The sequence below is a fragment of the Antarctobacter sp. genome (assembly GCF_965277915.1).
GTDB lineage: Bacteria > Pseudomonadota > Alphaproteobacteria > Rhodobacterales > Rhodobacteraceae > Antarctobacter.
In genome coordinates this window covers 1,363,312-1,380,200 of the sequence record NZ_OZ255849.1, presented here as the reverse complement: position 1 = coordinate 1,380,200, position 16,889 = coordinate 1,363,312, and the positions used below count along the sequence as shown (strand labels likewise).

Annotated in this window: 21 protein-coding genes; 6 read left to right on the top strand and 15 right to left on the bottom strand. The window is 65.2% G+C overall.

Features of this window, described 5'->3' with window-relative positions:
- Positions 1-221: 221 nt before the first annotated feature.
- The 3 genes from ACQY5B_RS07545 to ACQY5B_RS07535 are packed head-to-tail and all read left to right on the top strand — an operon-like array spanning position 222 to position 1,421.
- The gene (locus ACQY5B_RS07545; protein ID WP_420325736.1) at positions 222-566 is read left to right on the top strand and encodes an ArsR/SmtB family transcription factor; all 345 of its coding nucleotides are present in this window, start codon (positions 222-224) and stop codon (positions 564-566) included.
- The gene (locus tag ACQY5B_RS07540) at positions 556-1,020 is read left to right on the top strand and encodes an SRPBCC family protein (RefSeq protein WP_420325737.1); all 465 of its coding nucleotides are present in this window, start codon (positions 556-558) and stop codon (positions 1,018-1,020) included. The genes ACQY5B_RS07545 and ACQY5B_RS07540 overlap by 11 nt, the downstream gene beginning before the upstream one ends.
- The gene (locus ACQY5B_RS07535; RefSeq protein WP_420325738.1) at positions 1,017-1,421 is read left to right on the top strand and encodes a GFA family protein; all 405 of its coding nucleotides are present in this window, start codon (positions 1,017-1,019) and stop codon (positions 1,419-1,421) included. Before ACQY5B_RS07540 ends, ACQY5B_RS07535 begins: the two co-directional genes overlap by 4 nt.
- Positions 1,422-1,508: 87 nt before the next feature.
- Here the strand turns inward: ACQY5B_RS07535 and ACQY5B_RS07530 are convergent, their stop codons facing one another.
- On the bottom strand, positions 1,509-1,829 hold the full coding sequence (locus ACQY5B_RS07530; RefSeq protein WP_420325739.1) for a hypothetical protein: 321 nt from the start codon (positions 1,827-1,829) through the stop codon (positions 1,509-1,511).
- Here ACQY5B_RS07530 and ACQY5B_RS07525 point away from each other — a divergent pair.
- Both ACQY5B_RS07525 and ACQY5B_RS07520 read left to right on the top strand, forming a co-directional pair.
- Complete coding sequence (locus tag ACQY5B_RS07525) at positions 1,828-3,126, top strand: flagellin family protein (RefSeq protein ID WP_305971480.1); 1,299 nt, start codon at positions 1,828-1,830, stop codon at positions 3,124-3,126. The two genes, ACQY5B_RS07530 and ACQY5B_RS07525, sit on opposite strands and share 2 nt — an antisense overlap.
- A 116-nt stretch (positions 3,127-3,242) precedes the next feature.
- Positions 3,243-4,790 (top strand): Ppx/GppA family phosphatase, encoded by a 1,548-nt coding sequence (locus ACQY5B_RS07520; RefSeq protein ID WP_420325740.1) that lies wholly within the window; start codon positions 3,243-3,245, stop codon positions 4,788-4,790.
- Positions 4,791-4,811: 21 nt separating this feature from the next.
- On the opposite strand, the gene ACQY5B_RS07515 is transcribed toward ACQY5B_RS07520, so the two are convergent.
- The 6 genes from ACQY5B_RS07515 to ACQY5B_RS07490 form a co-directional block, all read right to left on the bottom strand.
- Positions 4,812-5,177, bottom strand: a complete 366-nt coding sequence (locus ACQY5B_RS07515; RefSeq protein ID WP_428400331.1) for a hypothetical protein — start codon at positions 5,175-5,177, stop codon at positions 4,812-4,814.
- A 55-nt stretch (positions 5,178-5,232) separates the two neighbouring features.
- Positions 5,233-6,243, bottom strand: coding sequence for an endonuclease/exonuclease/phosphatase family protein (locus ACQY5B_RS07510; RefSeq protein ID WP_305971483.1), 1,011 nt, complete (start codon positions 6,241-6,243; stop codon positions 5,233-5,235).
- 6 nt (positions 6,244-6,249) lie between these two features.
- On the bottom strand, positions 6,250-6,933 hold the full coding sequence (locus ACQY5B_RS07505) for a molecular chaperone DjiA (RefSeq protein ID WP_305971484.1): 684 nt from the start codon (positions 6,931-6,933) through the stop codon (positions 6,250-6,252).
- Positions 6,934-7,014: 81 nt separating this feature from the next.
- Positions 7,015-7,626, bottom strand: a complete 612-nt coding sequence (locus ACQY5B_RS07500; protein WP_420325741.1) for a VOC family protein — start codon at positions 7,624-7,626, stop codon at positions 7,015-7,017.
- 215 nt (positions 7,627-7,841) lie between these two features.
- Complete coding sequence (gene scpA / locus ACQY5B_RS07495; protein WP_420325742.1) at positions 7,842-9,980, bottom strand: methylmalonyl-CoA mutase; 2,139 nt, start codon at positions 9,978-9,980, stop codon at positions 7,842-7,844.
- Entirely contained in the window at positions 9,943-10,890 is a 948-nt protein-coding gene (locus ACQY5B_RS07490; RefSeq protein WP_420325743.1) for a hypothetical protein, read from the bottom strand. Before ACQY5B_RS07490 ends, scpA begins: the two co-directional genes overlap by 38 nt.
- A 168-nt stretch (positions 10,891-11,058) precedes the next feature.
- On the opposite strand from ACQY5B_RS07490, the gene ACQY5B_RS07485 reads away from it, so the two are divergent.
- On the top strand, positions 11,059-11,502 hold the full coding sequence (locus ACQY5B_RS07485) for a DUF4174 domain-containing protein (protein ID WP_305971488.1): 444 nt from the start codon (positions 11,059-11,061) through the stop codon (positions 11,500-11,502).
- Positions 11,503-11,515: 13 nt separating this feature from the next.
- On the opposite strand, the gene ACQY5B_RS07480 is transcribed toward ACQY5B_RS07485, so the two are convergent.
- From ACQY5B_RS07480 to ACQY5B_RS07445, 8 genes are all read right to left on the bottom strand, one after another.
- Positions 11,516-12,034 carry a protein kinase family protein gene (locus ACQY5B_RS07480; RefSeq protein WP_420325744.1) on the bottom strand — a complete coding sequence of 173 codons (519 nt, stop codon included), beginning with the start codon at positions 12,032-12,034 and terminating at the stop codon, positions 11,516-11,518.
- 81 nt (positions 12,035-12,115) lie between these two features.
- Positions 12,116-12,538, bottom strand: a complete 423-nt coding sequence (locus ACQY5B_RS07475) for a hypothetical protein (protein ID WP_420325745.1) — start codon at positions 12,536-12,538, stop codon at positions 12,116-12,118.
- 3 nt (positions 12,539-12,541) lie between these two features.
- A complete protein-coding gene (locus ACQY5B_RS07470; RefSeq protein WP_420325746.1) occupies positions 12,542-14,542 on the bottom strand; it encodes an acetyl-CoA carboxylase biotin carboxylase subunit in 2,001 nt (666 codons plus the stop codon).
- 126 nt (positions 14,543-14,668) lie between these two features.
- Positions 14,669-14,881 (bottom strand): hypothetical protein, encoded by a 213-nt coding sequence (locus ACQY5B_RS07465; protein WP_219514082.1) that lies wholly within the window; start codon positions 14,879-14,881, stop codon positions 14,669-14,671.
- A gap of 138 nt (positions 14,882-15,019) precedes the next feature.
- A complete protein-coding gene (locus tag ACQY5B_RS07460) occupies positions 15,020-15,214 on the bottom strand; it encodes a hypothetical protein (RefSeq protein WP_420325747.1) in 195 nt (64 codons plus the stop codon).
- Positions 15,215-15,572: 358 nt separating this feature from the next.
- Positions 15,573-15,935 (bottom strand): hypothetical protein, encoded by a 363-nt coding sequence (locus ACQY5B_RS07455; protein ID WP_305971493.1) that lies wholly within the window; start codon positions 15,933-15,935, stop codon positions 15,573-15,575.
- 150 nt (positions 15,936-16,085) lie between these two features.
- Positions 16,086-16,229 carry a hypothetical protein gene (locus ACQY5B_RS07450; protein WP_162846276.1) on the bottom strand — a complete coding sequence of 48 codons (144 nt, stop codon included), beginning with the start codon at positions 16,227-16,229 and terminating at the stop codon, positions 16,086-16,088.
- A gap of 214 nt (positions 16,230-16,443) precedes the next feature.
- Positions 16,444-16,812, bottom strand: coding sequence for a DUF6497 family protein (locus ACQY5B_RS07445; RefSeq protein WP_420325748.1), 369 nt, complete (start codon positions 16,810-16,812; stop codon positions 16,444-16,446).
- Between the last annotated feature and the right edge of the window lie 77 nt (positions 16,813-16,889).

The following is a 16,889-nucleotide window of genomic DNA, read 5'->3' as shown; positions in this document are numbered from 1 at the left end:
CACGGGGGCGCTTTTGCGTTTTAATCAGACGTGCGGGACGGGCGTTAAAACAGGCGATGTGAAGGTGGTGCCCGCGAGACCCGGCATCACGTCCGATGGACGTTTTGTGGCCGTAGTGCGAGATGCTACTTGATACTCAATAGCCCGCCGTTGTTGGGAAACAAACGCGCGCTCACGCCCATTAAATTGACAACCATCTATATAGATGGTAATCGATTCACATGACTGATCTCACCGCATCACTTTCTGCCTTGGCCGATCCGACAAGGCGTGAAATCATCGCCCACCTGGCACGAGGCGAGGCCACAGTTTCGCAACTGGTTGAACAGTTCGACCTCACGCAACCAACGATCTCTTCTCACCTCAAGGTGCTGGAAGGCGCGGGGCTGGTTCTCCGCACGCGCGTTGCCCAGACTCGTCCCTGTCGCCTGAACCCGGATGGGCTGAAAACCATCGCGGATTGGCTGAAGGACTATGAACAGTTCTGGCAAGGCACGCTGGATCATTTTGCCGAACATGCGGAACGCCACTTTCCCGACCAGAAAGGTACAACAGATGACCGCTGACCTTAGACTCGAACGTCATATCAACCAGTCACTTGAGACGTGTTTCGATCTTTGGACGCATCCCGACGAGGTAGCACAATGGTGGGGACCGAAAGACGATGCGGGCCGTCCGTTCAAAGCAACAGTTGAGGCATGGTCTCTGAAGCCCGGTGATGCGTGGGCAATTACTATGACAGCTCCGGACGGAACCGTGTTTTCCCAGAGTGGCACGATGCTTGAAGTCGAGAGGCCGAGGCTGCTTCGATTTACCTTCGCATGGGTCGAAAAAAACAAGCGCGGTCCTGAGACGGAAATTCGCGTGAGCTTCGCGCCAGACGGCCAAGGCACACGCGTGATCTTCGAACAGCTCGGCTTTGCCGACGAAGCGACCCGCGATGGACATGTTGAGGGATGGCGGGAATGTCTTGATCGGCTCTCCAAGCTCCGCACGCAAACGACGGAGGTTGAACCATGAGCGGCACTCTTCAAACTGGCGGATGCCATTGCGGTGCCATTCGTCTCACGGCGAAACTGGACCTCAATCAGACCACGATCCGCTGCAATTGTTCGATATGCACCAAATCCCGCGCATGGATTGCGCCTATTCCAGCCGCGGACTTCACGCTTGTCGAAGGATCAGAAAACATAGCCGAATACCGCTTCGGCGCGGAGGCCATCACCCACTGCTTCTGTCGAAAATGTGGCGTAAAAACTCACGGTCGGATCAGGGGCGAGAGCGGTAAGGATGAACTCGTAGCAGTCTCGGTCCAATGTCTGGACCTTGAACCGAAAGCACTGGAAGCCGTCCCGCGATCCTACGTCGATGGGCTGTCTGACCGACAGGACCACGAACCCGAGTTTCACGGGTACTTGTGAGGCACAAATTCACGGAAGCGGACTTCGATAGCGAAATGCTGAATGGCAGCATAGCCGACACCACTGACACCCGTGTCGCACAGGCATTCAATGGCTCTCTCTCGTCGAACGCCGCAGCGCCATGACAGCCCCCCGGCTGGCCGAAAAGAGGTTGGCGAGAAACTTCGCCGTTTCGAAATCGGCACCCTGAAGCTCGAAAAACCCAAGGCAATCCGCGTCATAGTCTTGCCCCACTATGACCGCTTCAGTGCCGCAAATCGTTAAAGGCGGGTTAAAACCGTCGGGGCAATAGTCCCCCTGCACGAGCTTTTCGTGGCGCGGTCGACCTCTTGTCCTCCGCAGCGTCAGAACGGCGGTCATCATGCCGGGTGCGAAACGCGCCCTCTGACGAGAAAGGCGAAAGCTCATGTCGAGTATCAATTCCAATCCCGGGGCCACGGCGGCCCTTCAGACGCTGAAATCGATCAACGCCTCGATGGCGGACACGCAGATGCAGATCGCGACCGGCAAGAAGGTCGCGTCCTCGCAGGACAACGCGGCGGTCTGGGCGATTTCCAAGGTCATGGAGGCCGACGTCCAGGGCTTTCAGCGGGTGTCGGACAGCCTGAGCCTGGGCCAGGCCACGATTTCCGTCGCGCGCCAGGGCGCCGAGACGGTCACGGAACTGCTGACCGAGGTGAAAGGCAAGATCGTCGCCGCACAGGAGGAAAACGTCGACCGGGCCAAGATCCAGACCGATATCGACGCCCTGCGCGACCAGATCAGTTCGATCGTGAGTTCGGCACAGTTCAACGGCCAGGCGATGCTGACCAACACCGACCAGACCGCAGGGTCCGGCGGGATCAACGTCCTGTCCTCGATCAACCGGTCTCAGGATGGCGTGACCTCCAGCGACATCCGGGTGTCCAAGCAGGACCTGGGCCAGGGACAGGCCAGCATCGGCAGCGGGCTGACCGCGCTGGCCGCCGGCGCCAATGACGTCACCGGCACCGGCGATGCCACCGCCGCCACCATGACCGGCAACGCCACCGCCCCCACCGGGACCACCACCTTTGGCGCCGCCGCCACCACGACGGTTGCCGCCGGCACCGGCTTCTCGGTCGAGATCTCGGCCACCGCGGGCAACGGGCCGTCCAACACGTCGGGGCGCAACGACATCGCCTATGTCGCCCGTGACGGCGACACGATGGAGGACGTGGCCGCCGGTCTGGCCGCCGCTTTCAACAAATACGTCAGCGACGACCTGGGCGCCGGCAACGAGGGCACGATCGACGCGACCGCCAGCGGCAACCAGATCACCTTTACCGGCGCCGACCAGGGCGGTGACAACTTCTCGATCACGGTGCAGCAGTACGACCCCGATGCCACCACCACCATCGGCGGCAAGCTGGCCGAACTGGGCAATATCGACGTCACCAGCCAGGCCGGGGTCGACAGCGCCCTGACCGAGATCGAAGGCCTGATCCAGACCTCCATCGACGCGGCCGCCGCCTTTGGTTCTGCCGAGATGCGCCTGGACACGCAAAAGGACTTTGTCTCGGGCCTCGCGGATGCGCTGAAATCGGGCATCGGCACGCTGGTGGATGCCGATCTGGAAGAGGTTTCTGCCAAGTTGCAGGCGCAGCAGGTCCAGCAACAACTGGCCATGCAGGCCCTGTCGATCGCCAACCGGGCACCGCAGTCCCTGCTGTCGCTGTTCCGCTAAACAGCCTGCACCAGACCTTGGGAACCACGCGTCAACCCTGCCCACGGTCTGGTGCTTCTTATTGACCCCCCGGGTTCGATAGGGTCATAACCCCGCCAGGAAACAGCGGGGTTCGGATGGACGGGCAAGAGGAAACGCACGGGCACTGGGACCCGTTTGGCAGGCCGCTCTTCAACGATCCGAAGGCACGGGCCCTGTCCCGTGTGGGTGTCGTCGACATCGGCTCGAACTCGGTCCGGCTGGTGGTCTTCGACGGGGCCGCGCGCAGTCCGGCCTATTTCTACAACGAAAAGATCATGTGCGGCCTGGGCGCCGGGATGGCCGAAACCGGCCGCCTGAACCCCGAGGGACGCGAACGCGCGCTGCGCGCCATGCTGCGTTTCCGCGCCCTGGCCAATGGCATGGACCTTCCGGACCTGACCGTGGTGGCCACCGCCGCCATGCGCGATGCCGAAGACGGCGAGGAATTCCGCCGGGTTCTGGAATCCGCCACCGGCCTGCGGGTCTGGGTGATCGACGGCGCCGAAGAGGCGCGGCTGTCGGCACAGGGCGTTCTGCTGGGCTGGCCCGGCAGCTATGGGCTTGTCTGCGATATCGGCGGCTCGTCGATGGAACTGGCGGAAATCCACGACGGCGAGGTCGGCCGCCGGGTGACCTCGCCGCTGGGTCCGCTGAAACTGCGCGACATCGAAGGCGGGCGCAAGGCGCGCGACAAGCAGATCAAGCGCGAGCTCAAGGCCCTTGCCGAACACATGGGCACCCAGCGTGACCGGCTGTTCCTTGTCGGCGGCAGCTGGCGGGCGATCGCCCGGATCGACATGCACCGGCAGGGTTATCCGCTGCAGGTGCTGCACGAATACCGGATGGACGCGGATTCGGTCCGCGAGACCGTGGCCTACATCGAGGCCAACGAGGATCACGACAGCTTGCGCAAGGCCTGCGGCGTCTCGGCCACGCGGATGGCGCTGGTGCCTTTCGCCAGCGAGGTCCTCTTGCGCCTGATGGAGTGTTTCGAGCCCAAGGACATCGCGATTTCCAGCTACGGTATCCGCGAAGGCATGCTGTACGAACAGATGCCGCAGGACTTGCGCGACCGCGATCCGCTGATCGAAGCCTGCCGCTTTGCCGAGGCCAAGGATGCGCGCATGCCCGGGTTCGGCGCCGCGCTATACGAATTCGTGCTGTCGCTCTTCCCCGAGGCCAGCACCTCGCGGCGGCGGCTGATCCATGCCGCCTGCCTGTTGCATGACGTTAGCTGGCGCGCGCATCCCGACTACCGCGCCGAGGTCTGTTTCGACAATGCCACGCGTGCCAACCTGGGCGGGCTGAAGCACTGGGAACGGGTCTATTTGGGGATGGCGCTGATGCACCGTTATCGCAACAAGCGCGAGGGCACGCGGTTCGAGGATCTCTTTGCCCTGCTGGACGAAAAACACCAGCGCGAAGCCGAGGTGCTGGGCAAGGCGTTGCGGTTCGGCGCGATGCTCTGGACGCTGAAGTCGGATGGCACCGGCCCGCGGCTGGCATGGGACCCGGAAACCAAGGCCCTGGAACTGCATCTCGATGGCACCATTGCCCCGCTCTACGGTGAAGTCGGCGAGGCGCGGCTGAAATCGCTTGCCGATGCCCTGGGGGCGAACAGCCGGGAAATCATCGTCGGCTGAGACGGTCCCGCTCCGGCGAAACTACAGGTCGATTTCCGCGTCCGGCGCGCCCCCGGGATCCGGCAGGTCGGGCGCCTCGGGCTCGAGCGGGACGCGGCGGCGGATGATGATATCGCCGTTCTCCAGCATCTCGGGCGGGTGATAAAGCGTCCAGTCCTCGACCTTGTCGAGGATCTCGCCCAGGGCGGGGCCCATCTCGGCGGCGAAATCGCGCATCATGGGCTGCATCTCGCGCAGGGTCTTGTCCATCTCCTCCAGCGCCGGTTCCATCTCTGTCATCAAGCCGCGCAGAAAGAGCTTGGCCCCCTCTTCCATCAGGTTCAGACCGTCGGGCTCTTCCTCGGCGGCCAAGGGCGCGGCGACAAGGGTCAGGACGAGGGCGGGCATGGCAAACTGTTTCATGCCCACAAATATAGGCACCGCAAATGGCGCTGGGAAGAGTTCAGAGATCGATGTCCAGCGTGACGGGAAAATGGTCCGAGGCCACCAGCAGCGAGGCGCGCAGGGCCTCGTCCTGCCAGCATTCCGCGTCGTCGAAGGGATGCCAGATACGCCAACGCGGGTTGCGTGCCTGAAGCCCGGGCGAGATCATGACGTAGTCCAGCAGCGCCTGCAGATAGCGTTTCTCGTCGTAGAGGAAAAAGCGGGCGGTGGTGGGCTGCGCGCCCAGCCGCCGCTGCAGCGCCTCGGCCGCATGCGGGTCATAAAGATGGAGTTCTTCGCCGTCGCCATCCCCCAGGATGATCTCGACAGAGCTGCGCCCGAACAGCCCCTCGTAGCTGTCGAGGCCGGGGCCGTCGTTCAGATCCCCCATCAGCACCAGGTCCTCGCCCGCCTCGAGGTGCGCCGCCACCCGCCGGCGCAGCCAGACCGCCTGGGCCAGTTGCTTGCGCCGGTTGGCAATGGCCAGTCTCATGACCTCTTCGTGGCCTTTCGCCCCGTGCGGCGCCTTGGATTTCAGATGCGCACCGATCAGGCGCAGACGGTGCCCCGAGACGGTTTCGACCGCCAGTTCCAGCGGCGGCTTGGAAAAGGCGACGCGGTCTGCACGGGCGTCGATGTCGAGGTCGATCTCGAACTCGGTATCAAAGCGCGGCGCCGCCTTGCTGCTCTGCGGATCATGACGCACGCGCATCTTGTCCGCATCATAGAGCAGCGCGATTTCCTGCTGGGTGTTGTTGACGAATCCGGTGGCCACCTCGCGCGTGCGCAGCCCTGCGGCCTCGGCGAAATTGGCCAGCGCGCGGGTGGTGGACCGGCGGCGATTGGTGTCGGGCGCCTCGATCACCATGATCGCATCCGCCTCCATCCGCCGAAAGACATATCCCAGCGCCTCCAGCTGGTCGCCGCGGGCGATGCGATGACGCCCGCCCAACTCATTGTCGATCAGCGGGCGGCCCTTGTCGTCGAACAACGAGTCGAACCATTCGACGTTGTAGCTGGCCAGGCGCATGGCCCGTCAGGCGGTTTCGCGCGCGGAAATCTCTTCCCAGGCGCGGTTGATGTCGATCAGCCGTTTCTCGGCGATCTTGACCGCCTCCTCGGGCACGCCGCGCGCGATCATCGCGTCCGGGTGGCTTTCGCGGACCAGCTTTCGCCAGGTCTTGCGGATCTGGTCCAGCGGCATCTCCGGGCTGACCCCCAGCACCGTGTAGGGATCGGGCGCCGCATCGGGCACGAAACGGCTGCGCAGGGTGCGGAACTGGTCTTCGTCCATGCCGAAGATCGCCGCGACTTCGGCCAGAAAGGCATCCTCCGCCGGGTGATAGGTGCCATCGGCCAGCGCGATGTGGAACAGCCCCTCCATCAGGTCGCAAAGCGTGCCGGTGCCCTGCCCGAACATGGCGGCGATGCGGCGGGCGTAATCCTCGTATCCCGCCACGTCCTGCCGGGCGAGGTTGAAGACCCGCGCCGCCCCGGGTTCGTCCTCGCGCGCGATGTGGAACACCTCGCGAAAGGCCGTCACCTCGTCGCGGGTCACCAGCCCGTCTGCCTTGGCCATCTTGGCCGAAAGCGCGATCACGGCGATGGTAAAGGCCACGCTGCGCTCGGGGGGCGTGCGCAGCCGGTCAAACACCGCGGCCAGCCCCTCGCCCGAGGTCAGGGCCTGCAAGGCCCGGGATATGCGTGTCCAGATCGACATGGGGGCAAGTCTACGCGGTCATGCGGGCGCTGTCAGGGGCGGATCAGCGAAAATTCTGCACCTGCGAAAACCCGTCGCGGGTCAGAGACGCAAAGCGCCCTGCGGGCCGGTCAACTCCGCCGCAAGCCGTGGCCTGTCGGCAGGTTCAAAACGCACAAGCGACGCCCGCAAATGCGGTGCCAGCAGCGCCTGCAAATCGGCGGCTGCCGGATGGGCCACGATCAGGCGGTCCAGCACCAGCCCCGATGGCGGCAGGCTCTGCCCGGGCGGGGTCGGCACATGCCATTGGATCAGCGCCGGGAACAGCCCGTCGAAGGGCAGCCTGCCGTCTTCCGGCACTGCCATCGACCAGCGCAACCCGTCGCGCTCGAGGTCCACCCGGCGCCCGGCCATCGGCAGGGCGGCGATGGCGGCGTCGATGTCCGGCACCCGGCAGATCCACTTGTCCAGCCGCGCCGGCCCGCTGAAATCATCCAGCCCGAACCAGCGCGCATCCGGCGGCGGCGGGGCATCGGGGTCGATGGCGATGGCCTCGAGGTACAGGTGCGGCGCAAGGCCGATCAGCCGGTTGTGAGTGCCATAACGCGCGTGCCGCCCGCCCGGCCCCATCGGAACGCCCAGGGCCGCCTCGCAACAGGCCACCGCCGCCGCCAAGTCCGTGCCCGCAACGGCCACATGATCGAGTTCCATCATCGCAGAGACCCTTTCATCCAGATGCGGCGGCGACGATAGACCCGCATCGCCGGGAAGAACAGGGCCGCGGCCTGCTCTCTCCCCACGTTGCCATGCCCGGGCGCCCGCCCTGCTTCTTCTCTCTGAAAATACTCCAAAACGGGGCCGCAGGCCCCGCCGCGCGCGCCCCGAAGGGCGCGCGCGGATCGGCCCGCGTCAGCGGGCCGAAATCCCTCTCAGGCCGCGTCGGCGCGGGCGTCGCGGATCAGCCGCAGGATGTCCTGCGCCGCCTCGGGGATATTGGTCCCCGGACCAAAGATCGCCTTCACGCCGGCGTTGTACAGGAACTCGTAATCCTGCTGCGGGATGACCCCGCCGCAGATCACGATGATATCCCCGGCGCCCTGTGCCTGCAGTTCCTTGACCAGTTGCGGCGCCAGGGTCTTGTGACCCGCCGCCTGGCTGGAAATGCCGATCACGTGCACGTCGTTGTCGATCGCGTCCTGCGCCGCCTCTTCGGGGGTCTGGAACAGCGGGCCCACGTCCACGTCGAAGCCGATGTCGGCAAAGGCGGTGGCGATCACCTTGGCGCCCCTGTCATGGCCGTCCTGGCCCATCTTGACCACCAGCATGCGCGGACGGCGTCCCTCGGCCTCGGCGAAATCCTCGACCGATTTCTGAATGGCGGCAAAGCCCTCGTCGCCCTCGTAGGCGGCACCGTAGACGCCCGCCAGTGTCTTGACCTCGGCGCGGTGACGGCCGAATTCCTTTTCCAATGCCATGCTGATCTCTCCGACAGAGGCGCGCGCGCGAGCCGCTTCGACCGCCGCGTCCAGTAGGTTCCCCCCTTCTTTCGCCCGGCGCGTCAACTCGTCCAGCGCCGCCTGGCAGGCCGCCTCGTCGCGGCTGGCCCGGATCTTTTCCAGGCGCGCCACCTGGCTTTCGCGCACCTTCTGGTTGTCGATGTCGAGGATATCGAGGTCCTCTTCCTTCTCCAGCCGGTACTTGTTCACCCCGACGATCACGTCGTCGCCCCGGTCGATGTCGGCCTGGCGGCGGGCGGCGGTCTCCTCGATCCGCAGCTTGGGCATGCCGCTCTCGACGGCGCGGGTCATGCCGCCCATCTCGTCGACTTCCTTGATCAGGTTCCAGGCTTCCTCGGCAAGGTCATGCGTCAGCTTCTCGACGTAGTAGGAACCGGCCAGCGGGTCGACCACCTTGGTGACCCCGGTTTCCTCCTGCAACACAAGCTGGGTGTTGCGGGCGATGCGCGCGCTGAAATCCGTGGGCAGGGCGATGGCCTCGTCCAGCGCGTTGGTGTGCAGCGACTGGGTACCGCCAAGGACCGCCGACATCGCCTCGTAGGCCGTGCGGATGACGTTGTTGTAAGGGTCCTGTTCGGCCAGGCTGACGCCCGAGGTCTGGCAATGGGTGCGCAGCATCTTCGACCGGGGGTTCTGCGCGCCCATTTCCGTCATGATCCGGTGCCACAACATCCGCGCCGCGCGCAGCTTGGCCACCTCCATGAAGAAGTTCTTGCCGATGGCAAAGAAGAACGACAGCCGCCCGGCGAACTTGTCGATGTCCATGCCCGCCTCCATGGCGGTCTTCACGTATTCCTTGCCGTCGGCCAGGGTGAAGGCCAGTTCCTGCACCAGGTTCGCGCCCGCCTCCTGCATGTGGTAGCCGGAGATCGAGATCGAGTTGAAGCGCGGCATCTCGTTCGACGTGTATTCGATGATATCCGAGATGATCCGCATCGAGGGCGCGGGCGGGTAGATATAGGTATTGCGGACCATGAACTCCTTGAGGATGTCGTTCTGGATGGTCCCGGACAGCACCGACTTGTCGTGGCCCTGTTCCTCGCCCGTCACGATGAAACTGGCCAGCACCGGGATCACCGCGCCGTTCATGGTCATCGAGACGGAAACCTTGTCCAGCGGGATGCCGTCGAAGAGGATCTTCATGTCCTCGACGCTGTCGATGGCGACCCCGGCCTTGCCCACGTCACCGACAACGCGCGGGTGGTCGCTGTCATAGCCGCGGTGCGTGGCCAGGTCGAAGGCGACCGAAACCCCCTGCTGACCGGCGGCCAGGCCGCGGCGGTAGAAGGCGTTGGATTCCTCTGCGGTCGAAAAGCCGGCATATTGCCGGATCGTCCAGGGGCGGCCGGCGTACATCGTCGCCTTGACGCCGCGGGTAAAGGGCTCTGCCCCCGGCAGGGTGCCCATGTGGGGCAGCCCCTCGATGTCCTCGGCGGTATAGAGCGGCTTGACCGCGATGCCTTCGAGCGTGTTCCAGGTCAGGTCGTCCAGCGGGCGGCCCCGCAGTTCCTTTTCAGCCGTCTCGCGCCAGCTTTCGGGCAGATCCGTCATCCTCTTGTCCTCTCTTCAAATCGTATGGCAGCCGGGTCCGGATCTCTGTCCCGGTTGACGGCTGCGGGGTCTCTGTCAGTGTGGCCAGCCCGTCGGCGCCCGCGCGCAGCCAGGCCAGGTCCTGTTCGTAGGCTTGGCGCAGGCGCGCCGATTGAACCTCGTCGAAGGGCGACCAGCGTGTCGGCACAGGGGCCTCCTGCAGGCCGCCCGTATCCTCGCCGCGCGCCTCGAGCGCCGCCTGCAGGGCGGTGGTGTCGGGACGGCGGTTTTCCAGGAACCGCCCGGTTTCCGCCGGCGGCAGGGCCGCTTCGCCGGTCATGACCTGCAACAGCAGGTCGGGACGGTCGGCGAAACATTCGAAGGGCGTGACCTGGATCCGAGCATCGGGACAGGCGCAGGCCAGATCGGTGATGACCGCGCGCCAGCTGCGCGGGCCCTGCGCCAGCGCGGCAATCGCATCCGGCGCCGGGCGCGACTGCCCGCGCGGCACCAGATAGGCCACCACCGAGGCCCACCAGTGATCCAGCGAGCGGATTTGCAGGGTGATCTGGACCGCGCCCCCGGCCGCCGAGGAAAGACGCGCCATCCGTTCGCCGATCGCAGGGTACAGCGCCTGCTGCCGCAGGCAGTTGCGCGCGGTGCCGATCATGTTCTCATCGGTGATGACCAGGTGGCGCAGGCCGAGACCCCGTGATTTTTCCAGGTTCACGCCCAGGCGTCCGGCGGCGCGGCGGGCGGCCCCGGGCGACCCGGGCCGTTCGACCACGTCGTAGAGCAGGCCGTTGCGGGTCCGGCGCGGCCCCCAGAAGCCGATGCCGCGCGGTTTGAGCGCGGCCCCATGCGCGCGCAGGTAGGCCTGGAAACTGGTGGTGGCGGTGCGATGGGCACCGGCGTGCAGGATGATGTCCATCAGGCAATGCTCCCCGGTCGCGACCCCGCGGCGCGGGCTGCGCCGGGGTCCTGGAACGGGCCCGAACCTGCGTCGGGGCGGGTGAGGAAGCCGTTAAAGATAAAATTTTTCCGGGCACTGGCGCAGGAAAGCTGTGCAGCCCGCCGGTCCGCGCTTATATCTTGGGACATGCATGGATTGACCCGACTGATCGCCGCTGCCCTGATGGGTGCCTTTGCCAGTACCTCGGCCGCCCAGGGGGCCGAGACCACGGATGACTTCGAGATGATCCGCCCCGCCGCCGAAACCTCGCTGGAGGATTGGCTGTGGATCAAGCGGCCCGTCGTCGTCTTTGCCGACAGCCCTGCCGATCCGCGGTACGTCGAGCAGATGAACCTGATCACCGAACGGCTGGACGCGCTGGAAGAGCGCGACGTGGTTGTGATCACCGATACCGATCCCGGAGCGCGCAGTTCGACCCGGCAAAAGCTGCGCCCGCGCGGCTTCATGCTGGCGATCCTGGCCAAGGACGGCAGCATCGTGACCCGCAAGCCCGGCCCCTGGTCGGTGCGCGAGATCTCACGCTCGATCGACAAGCTGCCCCTGCGACAGCAGGAGGCGCGCGACAGGTAAGCCGCGTCGCGGTTCAGACGTTGCCGCGCAGGAAAAAGGCGATCTGCGACGGACGGTGCAGCAGCACCAGCGCGTTGGTGGCGGGATCGTAGATCATCACCGTCTCGTCCGACATCAGCGCCAGGTAGACATCGGCCTGAAAACTCGGGTCCATGCAGGCGCGGGCCGGGCCGACAAAGCTGGAGATCAGGCCGAGCCCCTCGGAGAGATTGACCGACATCAGCGCCTCGGACACCATGTTGGGGGTCATGCCGGGGATCTCGAAGGCCACCGCGCGGCCCTGTGACAGCAGGTGCTGACCGGCGCGCAGGTCCCCGACCCGCCGCACGGGGCCGGAGGCGCGCAGACCTCCCGAAATCGTGTCGAAGATCGCCGCCGTGCAGGTCCCGCGCGAGGTAAAGACCCGCGTCTGCGCCAGGAAGACCCAGCCGCCCAGCTGCGCGCGCACCGCCTCTTCGGTATCGAGGCGGAAACAGCCCGTCAGCAGTGCCGCGAGGGCCACAAGTCCCACCATCTGCCGAAGAAACCGCACCGGACCGCCCTGCCCCTTTGCCCCCATAAGTTGCGGGCAGGCTAGCGCCAAGGCGTTTAGGATCCGTTGCCGAGCGCCGGGTCATGCGCCGCCCCCCGTTTCCGCCTGCGGCGCGTCGCCTCGCTGGCTCAGGTGCAGGGCAACGCCACCGATCCCGTACATCAGACCATAGCCAAGCAGGCTGCCGGCCCCGGCGGCCAGTATACGGAAATAGACCGCGCAAAAGACGAGCGTCATGATCGCCAGCACAACCAGCGGTCCGCCCAGGTAAAAGCCCCAGCCGGGCAACAGATCCAGGAGCGCCGCAACCAGCGCCAGGTAGACGGCATAGCCGGTCCCCACCGAAACGATGGAGACCGCAAGCGCACTGCCGACAAACAGCGCGTTGCCGCCCTCTGTCGGCACCACGAACCACAGGCCGACCGCCACCACCCCCGACACCACCAGCCCGGCGATGAACGCCAGGCTGTGCATGACCCAGATGCGGAGGGCGCGGCGGAACATGCCTTATTCGAACTCCATGATGACGTCGTCGACGGCCAGGCTGTCGCCCGGGCCGGCGTTGATCCTGGACACCACGCCCTTTTTCTCGGCCCGCAGGATGTTTTCCATCTTCATCGCCTCGACGGTGCAGAGCGCCTGGCCCTCCTGCACTTCCTGCCCTTCCTCGACGTCGACCTTCACGATCAGGCCGGGCATCGGGCAGAGCAGCATCTTGGAGGTGTCGGGCGGCAGTTTCTCGGGCATGAGCCGGGCCAGTTCGGCCTGCCGGGGCGAGCGGATGTGGACGCGCAGATCGGCGCCACGGGTGCGCAGGCGGAAGCCATGCGTGACCTTGTCGACCTTCAGCACCAGCGGCGCGCCGTTCAGCTTCATGCGGGCCAGCGTGTCGCCCGGGGTCCAGTTCCCCTCGACCCGCAGGCTGGACCCATCGGCAAATTTGACTGTCGAGCCATCGGGATCGGCGTCGATGACGACATCGTAATCGACCCCTTGCAGGCTGACGACCCAGTCGCTGCCGACGCGGCGTTCGTGGTTACCCAGGCGCCCGGTGACGCGGGTGCGCCGGATCTCGGCCACGCGGTTCATCGCGGCGGCGGCGGCGGCCACGCGCTTCAGCTCATCTTCACCCAGGGTCACGCCTTCAAAGCCTTCGGGGTACTCCTCGGCGATGAAGGCCGTGGTCATGTCCCCCGAGATGAACTTGGGGTGATCCATCACGGCGGCGACGAAAGGCAGGTTGTGGCCGATGCCTTCGACCTCGAAACTGTCGAGCGCGTTGCGCATGGTCTCGATGGCCGCGTCACGGGTTTCGCCCCAGGTGCAGAGCTTGGCGATCATCGGGTCGTAATACATGCTGATCTCGCCGCCCTCGTAGACGCCGGTATCGTTGCGCACGATGCCCTTGCCCAGCGGGCCTTCCTCGGGCGGGCGGTAACGCGTCAGCCGGCCGATGGAGGGCAGGAAGCCGCGATAGGGATCCTCGGCATACAGGCGGTTCTCGATGGCCCAGCCGTTGATCTGCACGTCGTCCTGGGTGATCGACAACGGCTCGCCATTGGCCACGCGGATCATCTGTTCCACCAGGTCGACGCCGGTGATCAGTTCGGTCACCGGGTGTTCCACCTGCAGGCGGGTGTTCATTTCCAGAAAGTAGAAGTTCTTGTCACCGTCGACGATGAATTCCACCGTGCCGGCGCTGGCATAGCCCACGGCCTTGGCCAGCGCGACCGACTGTTCGCCCATCGCCTTGCGGGTTTCGGGGTCAAGGAAGGGGCTGGGCGCCTCTTCGACGACCTTCTGGTTGCGGCGCTGGATCGAGCATTCTCGTTCGTTCAGGTAGATGCCGTTGCCATGCGCGTCACACAGCACCTGGATCTCGATGTGGCGCGGCTGGGTGACGAATTTCTCGATGAAGATCCGGTCGTCGCCAAAGCTGCTGGCCGCCTCGTTCTTGGACGACTGAAAGCCTTCACGCGCCTCGTCGTCGTTCCAGGCGATCCGCATGCCCTTGCCACCGCCGCCGGCGCTGGCCTTGATCATGACCGGGTAGCCGATCTCGTTCGAGATCTTCACCGCTTCCTCGGCGTCGTCGATCAGACCCATGTAGCCGGGGACCGTGTTGACCTTGGCCTCCTGGGCGATCTTCTTCGAGGTGATCTTGTCCCCCATCGCCTCGATCGCGCCCTTGGGCGGTCCGATGAAGGCGACGCCGGCGGCCTCGAGCGCCTCGGCGAATTTGGGGTTCTCGGACAGGAAACCATACCCCGGGTGGACCGCCTGAGCGCCCGACTGCTTGATGGCGCCCATGATCTTGTCGATCACGATATAGGACTGGTTGGCCGGCGGCGGGCCGATGTGGACGGCTTCGTCAGCCATTTCGACGTGCAGCGCATTCTTGTCGGCGTCCGAGTAGACCGCCACCGTCTTGATGCCCATCTTGCGGGCGGTCTTGATGACCCGGCAGGCGATCTCGCCCCGGTTCGCGATCAGGATCTTGTCGAACATGTCTGTCCCTTCTTCTTGGCCCGCAGGGGGGCTGCGTCTGAACATGCAAACGCCGCCCGGGGCATGGACCCCGGACGGCGTTGAAACGGATCTGTGGCGGCGCCGGTCAGGCGCGCGCGGATCGGATCAGCGGTTGCGGCAAACCTCTGGCGTGACGTCGTCGCAGACGACACCGGCCGCGCCGCCGACGGCGGCACCGGCGGCAACGTTGCCGCCCGTCGCGGCTGCCCCGGCGGCACCGATGCCCGCGCCGATGACGCCGCGTTCGATGTCCGTGCCTTCACAGGCGGCCAGGCCGAGGGTTGCGGCAAGTGCCGCGGAAATCGTGAGAATACGCATGAGGACCACTCCTTCTCCCATGTCAGTGCGTCGGGATCATTGTCCAACAACGCGGCGTGGGAAAGTTGGTTCCTGCACACATGGCGACGGGCGGCAAGAACCGGCGCAAGGCCGGCAACAAGTCGCCGAAAGACCGGGTCAGCAGCGTGAGGGGTAGCGGCTGCAATAGCTGATACTGTTCGCCACTCCGACCTGCGAGCCGGAGAGCACGTTGACGTCAAGCGCCACGGCGTCCTCGCCCTGCTCGCCCAGTTTCTCGCCACAGGCCGCAAGCGCGACCAGCGCGACCAGCGCCAAGGATGTGCGGAGCGAGTTGGCGTCCCTTCCGTGCATGTGAGGTTCTCCTCATCGTTCTGCGACTGCTCGTGGGAAAGGGAACACCATGTCGCAGAGAAAATCCAGCCTCTTGTCCCGACGTCACCCGCAGGGCGCGAATATCCGCCAACCCCTTGACCAAGGATGGTTTTCTTGTGGGAATGAAAGAATTGGGGCGGTCGGGCCGGGGACTGACCTGACCGCCCCGAGGGGGGTTGGGTTTCGCGGGGACGTAGGGACGAAATGAGACCTTCGCCGCGACCCGTGATCACGCTTACAGAAACACCACGATCTGCAAAGCCCGCATTGCGTGCAAAATTTCCATCGGCAATCGCCCGCGCAATCCGGCGGCGGATTGGCAAGAAAGCGCCCAAGGTCATTCCCAGTCCTCCGACGGATCGAAGGCTTCGGGGAAGGCCGCCCTTGCGGCGGTCTCGTCGATGACCAGGAGCGCGTCGTAGCTCTCCGGGTCGAAGGGATCGTCGTAGGGCAGGACCTCGCGGCCAAAGAGCCAGGACAGGCGGCCCGCGTCGAGGTTGCCCCGCTCAAAGGGTTCATCCCCGAAATGCCGCCAGAGCGCGGCCATGAACGCGGTATCGGCGCGACGGTCGGCAGGCCGGCGGTCGCGGTAGCGCTCTCGGCGAGTGATCGGCGTGACGCCCTTGGGGTTGGCGCGGCGGATCGTGAATTGGAAATCGGTGCCGGTCAGACGGCCCGGAAACCCGCGGTGCTTCAGCATGTGCCCGCCTCCCCGAACGAGGAAGACGGCACAGCGGTTGATCGCGCGCCATGATGGCGCGCAACGATGGCATTGCTCGTCCGTTCTCCGCCTGCTGCCCCGAACCGGCGGAAAGGCGGGACGGACGCGCGCGCCCGCCCCGATAGGTTCTTACTTGTACTTGCCCGTGTAGACCGGCTCGACCGAGATGGGCTCGGGATCGACCACGATGTACTCTTCTTCTTCTTGCTGCGCGCAGGCGGAAACGCCGGCGATGACAGCAAACATGGCAAGCAGCTTGATGCTCTTGGACATCTTCTACTCCTGTCTAGTGCAACGAAACATTCAGCGCGCAAGCGCCCTGCCTGTCCCCGTTCAGAGGTTTTGATTGCTTGGGTGCAATCACCCCGGACACTACCCGAGTGCCGGGCAAAAAGATACGCACCCCCGGGCAACGAATCAGGTTGTGACTCAGAAGCCTCATAAAGTTGTCCACATGAGAGTCGTATCGCAAGATATTGTGGAGCCATCAGAAAGCCTCCCAGATGCAGAGGTCGCTTTGGATAAAGAAACTCTCGAAAAACTGCGTTACATCGGGGGTCATGACCCCGAAATCGACCGGCTCGGACATCAGCGTGATCACGATGGTGGCCGGTTCGCCACCTGCCTCTATCACCCGGCGCAGCGCGTCTTGGGTGCACAAGAGCTCGATATCGCCCGCCACTTCCTCGAAGGACAGTTCGGCGCTGTCCAGCGCCGGCACGACGTAGCGGACGCGCCAGAGCGGCGGTTCGGCAACGACGTCGTGATAGGTGAATTCCAGCCCCGAGGTCGGCAGAATGTCCTGAAGGACAGGCACCGTTTCGTCCTGCGCGTGCAGCGGCCCGCCAAGGGCCAACAGCGTCAGGATTTGTGCGAAAAACGGACGGCAGCCCCGGCACCTGCGAGCGATGCTCGCGGCTCCTCCCACCGGGG

Excerpts from the sequence above, each read along its gene's own strand:
- ACQY5B_RS07545 (WP_420325736.1), top strand. The coding sequence starts at position 222 with ATGACTGATCTCACCGCATCACTTTCTGCCTTGGCCGATCCGACAAGG.
- ACQY5B_RS07540 (WP_420325737.1), top strand. The coding sequence starts at position 556 with ATGACCGCTGACCTTAGACTCGAACGTCATATCAACCAGTCACTTGAG.
- ACQY5B_RS07535 (WP_420325738.1), top strand. The coding sequence starts at position 1,017 with ATGAGCGGCACTCTTCAAACTGGCGGATGCCATTGCGGTGCCATTCGT.
- ACQY5B_RS07525 (WP_305971480.1), top strand. The coding sequence starts at position 1,828 with ATGTCGAGTATCAATTCCAATCCCGGGGCCACGGCGGCCCTTCAGACG.
- ACQY5B_RS07530 (WP_420325739.1), bottom strand. The coding sequence starts at position 1,829 with ATGAGCTTTCGCCTTTCTCGTCAGAGGGCGCGTTTCGCACCCGGCATG.
- ACQY5B_RS07520 (WP_420325740.1), top strand. The coding sequence starts at position 3,243 with ATGGACGGGCAAGAGGAAACGCACGGGCACTGGGACCCGTTTGGCAGG.
- ACQY5B_RS07515 (WP_428400331.1), bottom strand. The coding sequence starts at position 5,177 with ATGCCCGCCCTCGTCCTGACCCTTGTCGCCGCGCCCTTGGCCGCCGAG.
- ACQY5B_RS07510 (WP_305971483.1), bottom strand. The coding sequence starts at position 6,243 with ATGCGCCTGGCCAGCTACAACGTCGAATGGTTCGACTCGTTGTTCGAC.
- ACQY5B_RS07505 (WP_305971484.1), bottom strand. The coding sequence starts at position 6,933 with ATGTCGATCTGGACACGCATATCCCGGGCCTTGCAGGCCCTGACCTCG.
- ACQY5B_RS07500 (WP_420325741.1), bottom strand. The coding sequence starts at position 7,626 with ATGATGGAACTCGATCATGTGGCCGTTGCGGGCACGGACTTGGCGGCG.
- scpA (WP_420325742.1), bottom strand. The coding sequence starts at position 9,980 with ATGACGGATCTGCCCGAAAGCTGGCGCGAGACGGCTGAAAAGGAACTG.
- ACQY5B_RS07490 (WP_420325743.1), bottom strand. The coding sequence starts at position 10,890 with ATGGACATCATCCTGCACGCCGGTGCCCATCGCACCGCCACCACCAGT.
- ACQY5B_RS07485 (WP_305971488.1), top strand. The coding sequence starts at position 11,059 with ATGCATGGATTGACCCGACTGATCGCCGCTGCCCTGATGGGTGCCTTT.
- ACQY5B_RS07475 (WP_420325745.1), bottom strand. The coding sequence starts at position 12,538 with ATGTTCCGCCGCGCCCTCCGCATCTGGGTCATGCACAGCCTGGCGTTC.
- ACQY5B_RS07470 (WP_420325746.1), bottom strand. The coding sequence starts at position 14,542 with ATGTTCGACAAGATCCTGATCGCGAACCGGGGCGAGATCGCCTGCCGG.
- ACQY5B_RS07465 (WP_219514082.1), bottom strand. The coding sequence starts at position 14,881 with ATGCGTATTCTCACGATTTCCGCGGCACTTGCCGCAACCCTCGGCCTG.
- ACQY5B_RS07460 (WP_420325747.1), bottom strand. The coding sequence starts at position 15,214 with ATGCACGGAAGGGACGCCAACTCGCTCCGCACATCCTTGGCGCTGGTC.
- ACQY5B_RS07455 (WP_305971493.1), bottom strand. The coding sequence starts at position 15,935 with ATGCTGAAGCACCGCGGGTTTCCGGGCCGTCTGACCGGCACCGATTTC.
- ACQY5B_RS07450 (WP_162846276.1), bottom strand. The coding sequence starts at position 16,229 with ATGTCCAAGAGCATCAAGCTGCTTGCCATGTTTGCTGTCATCGCCGGC.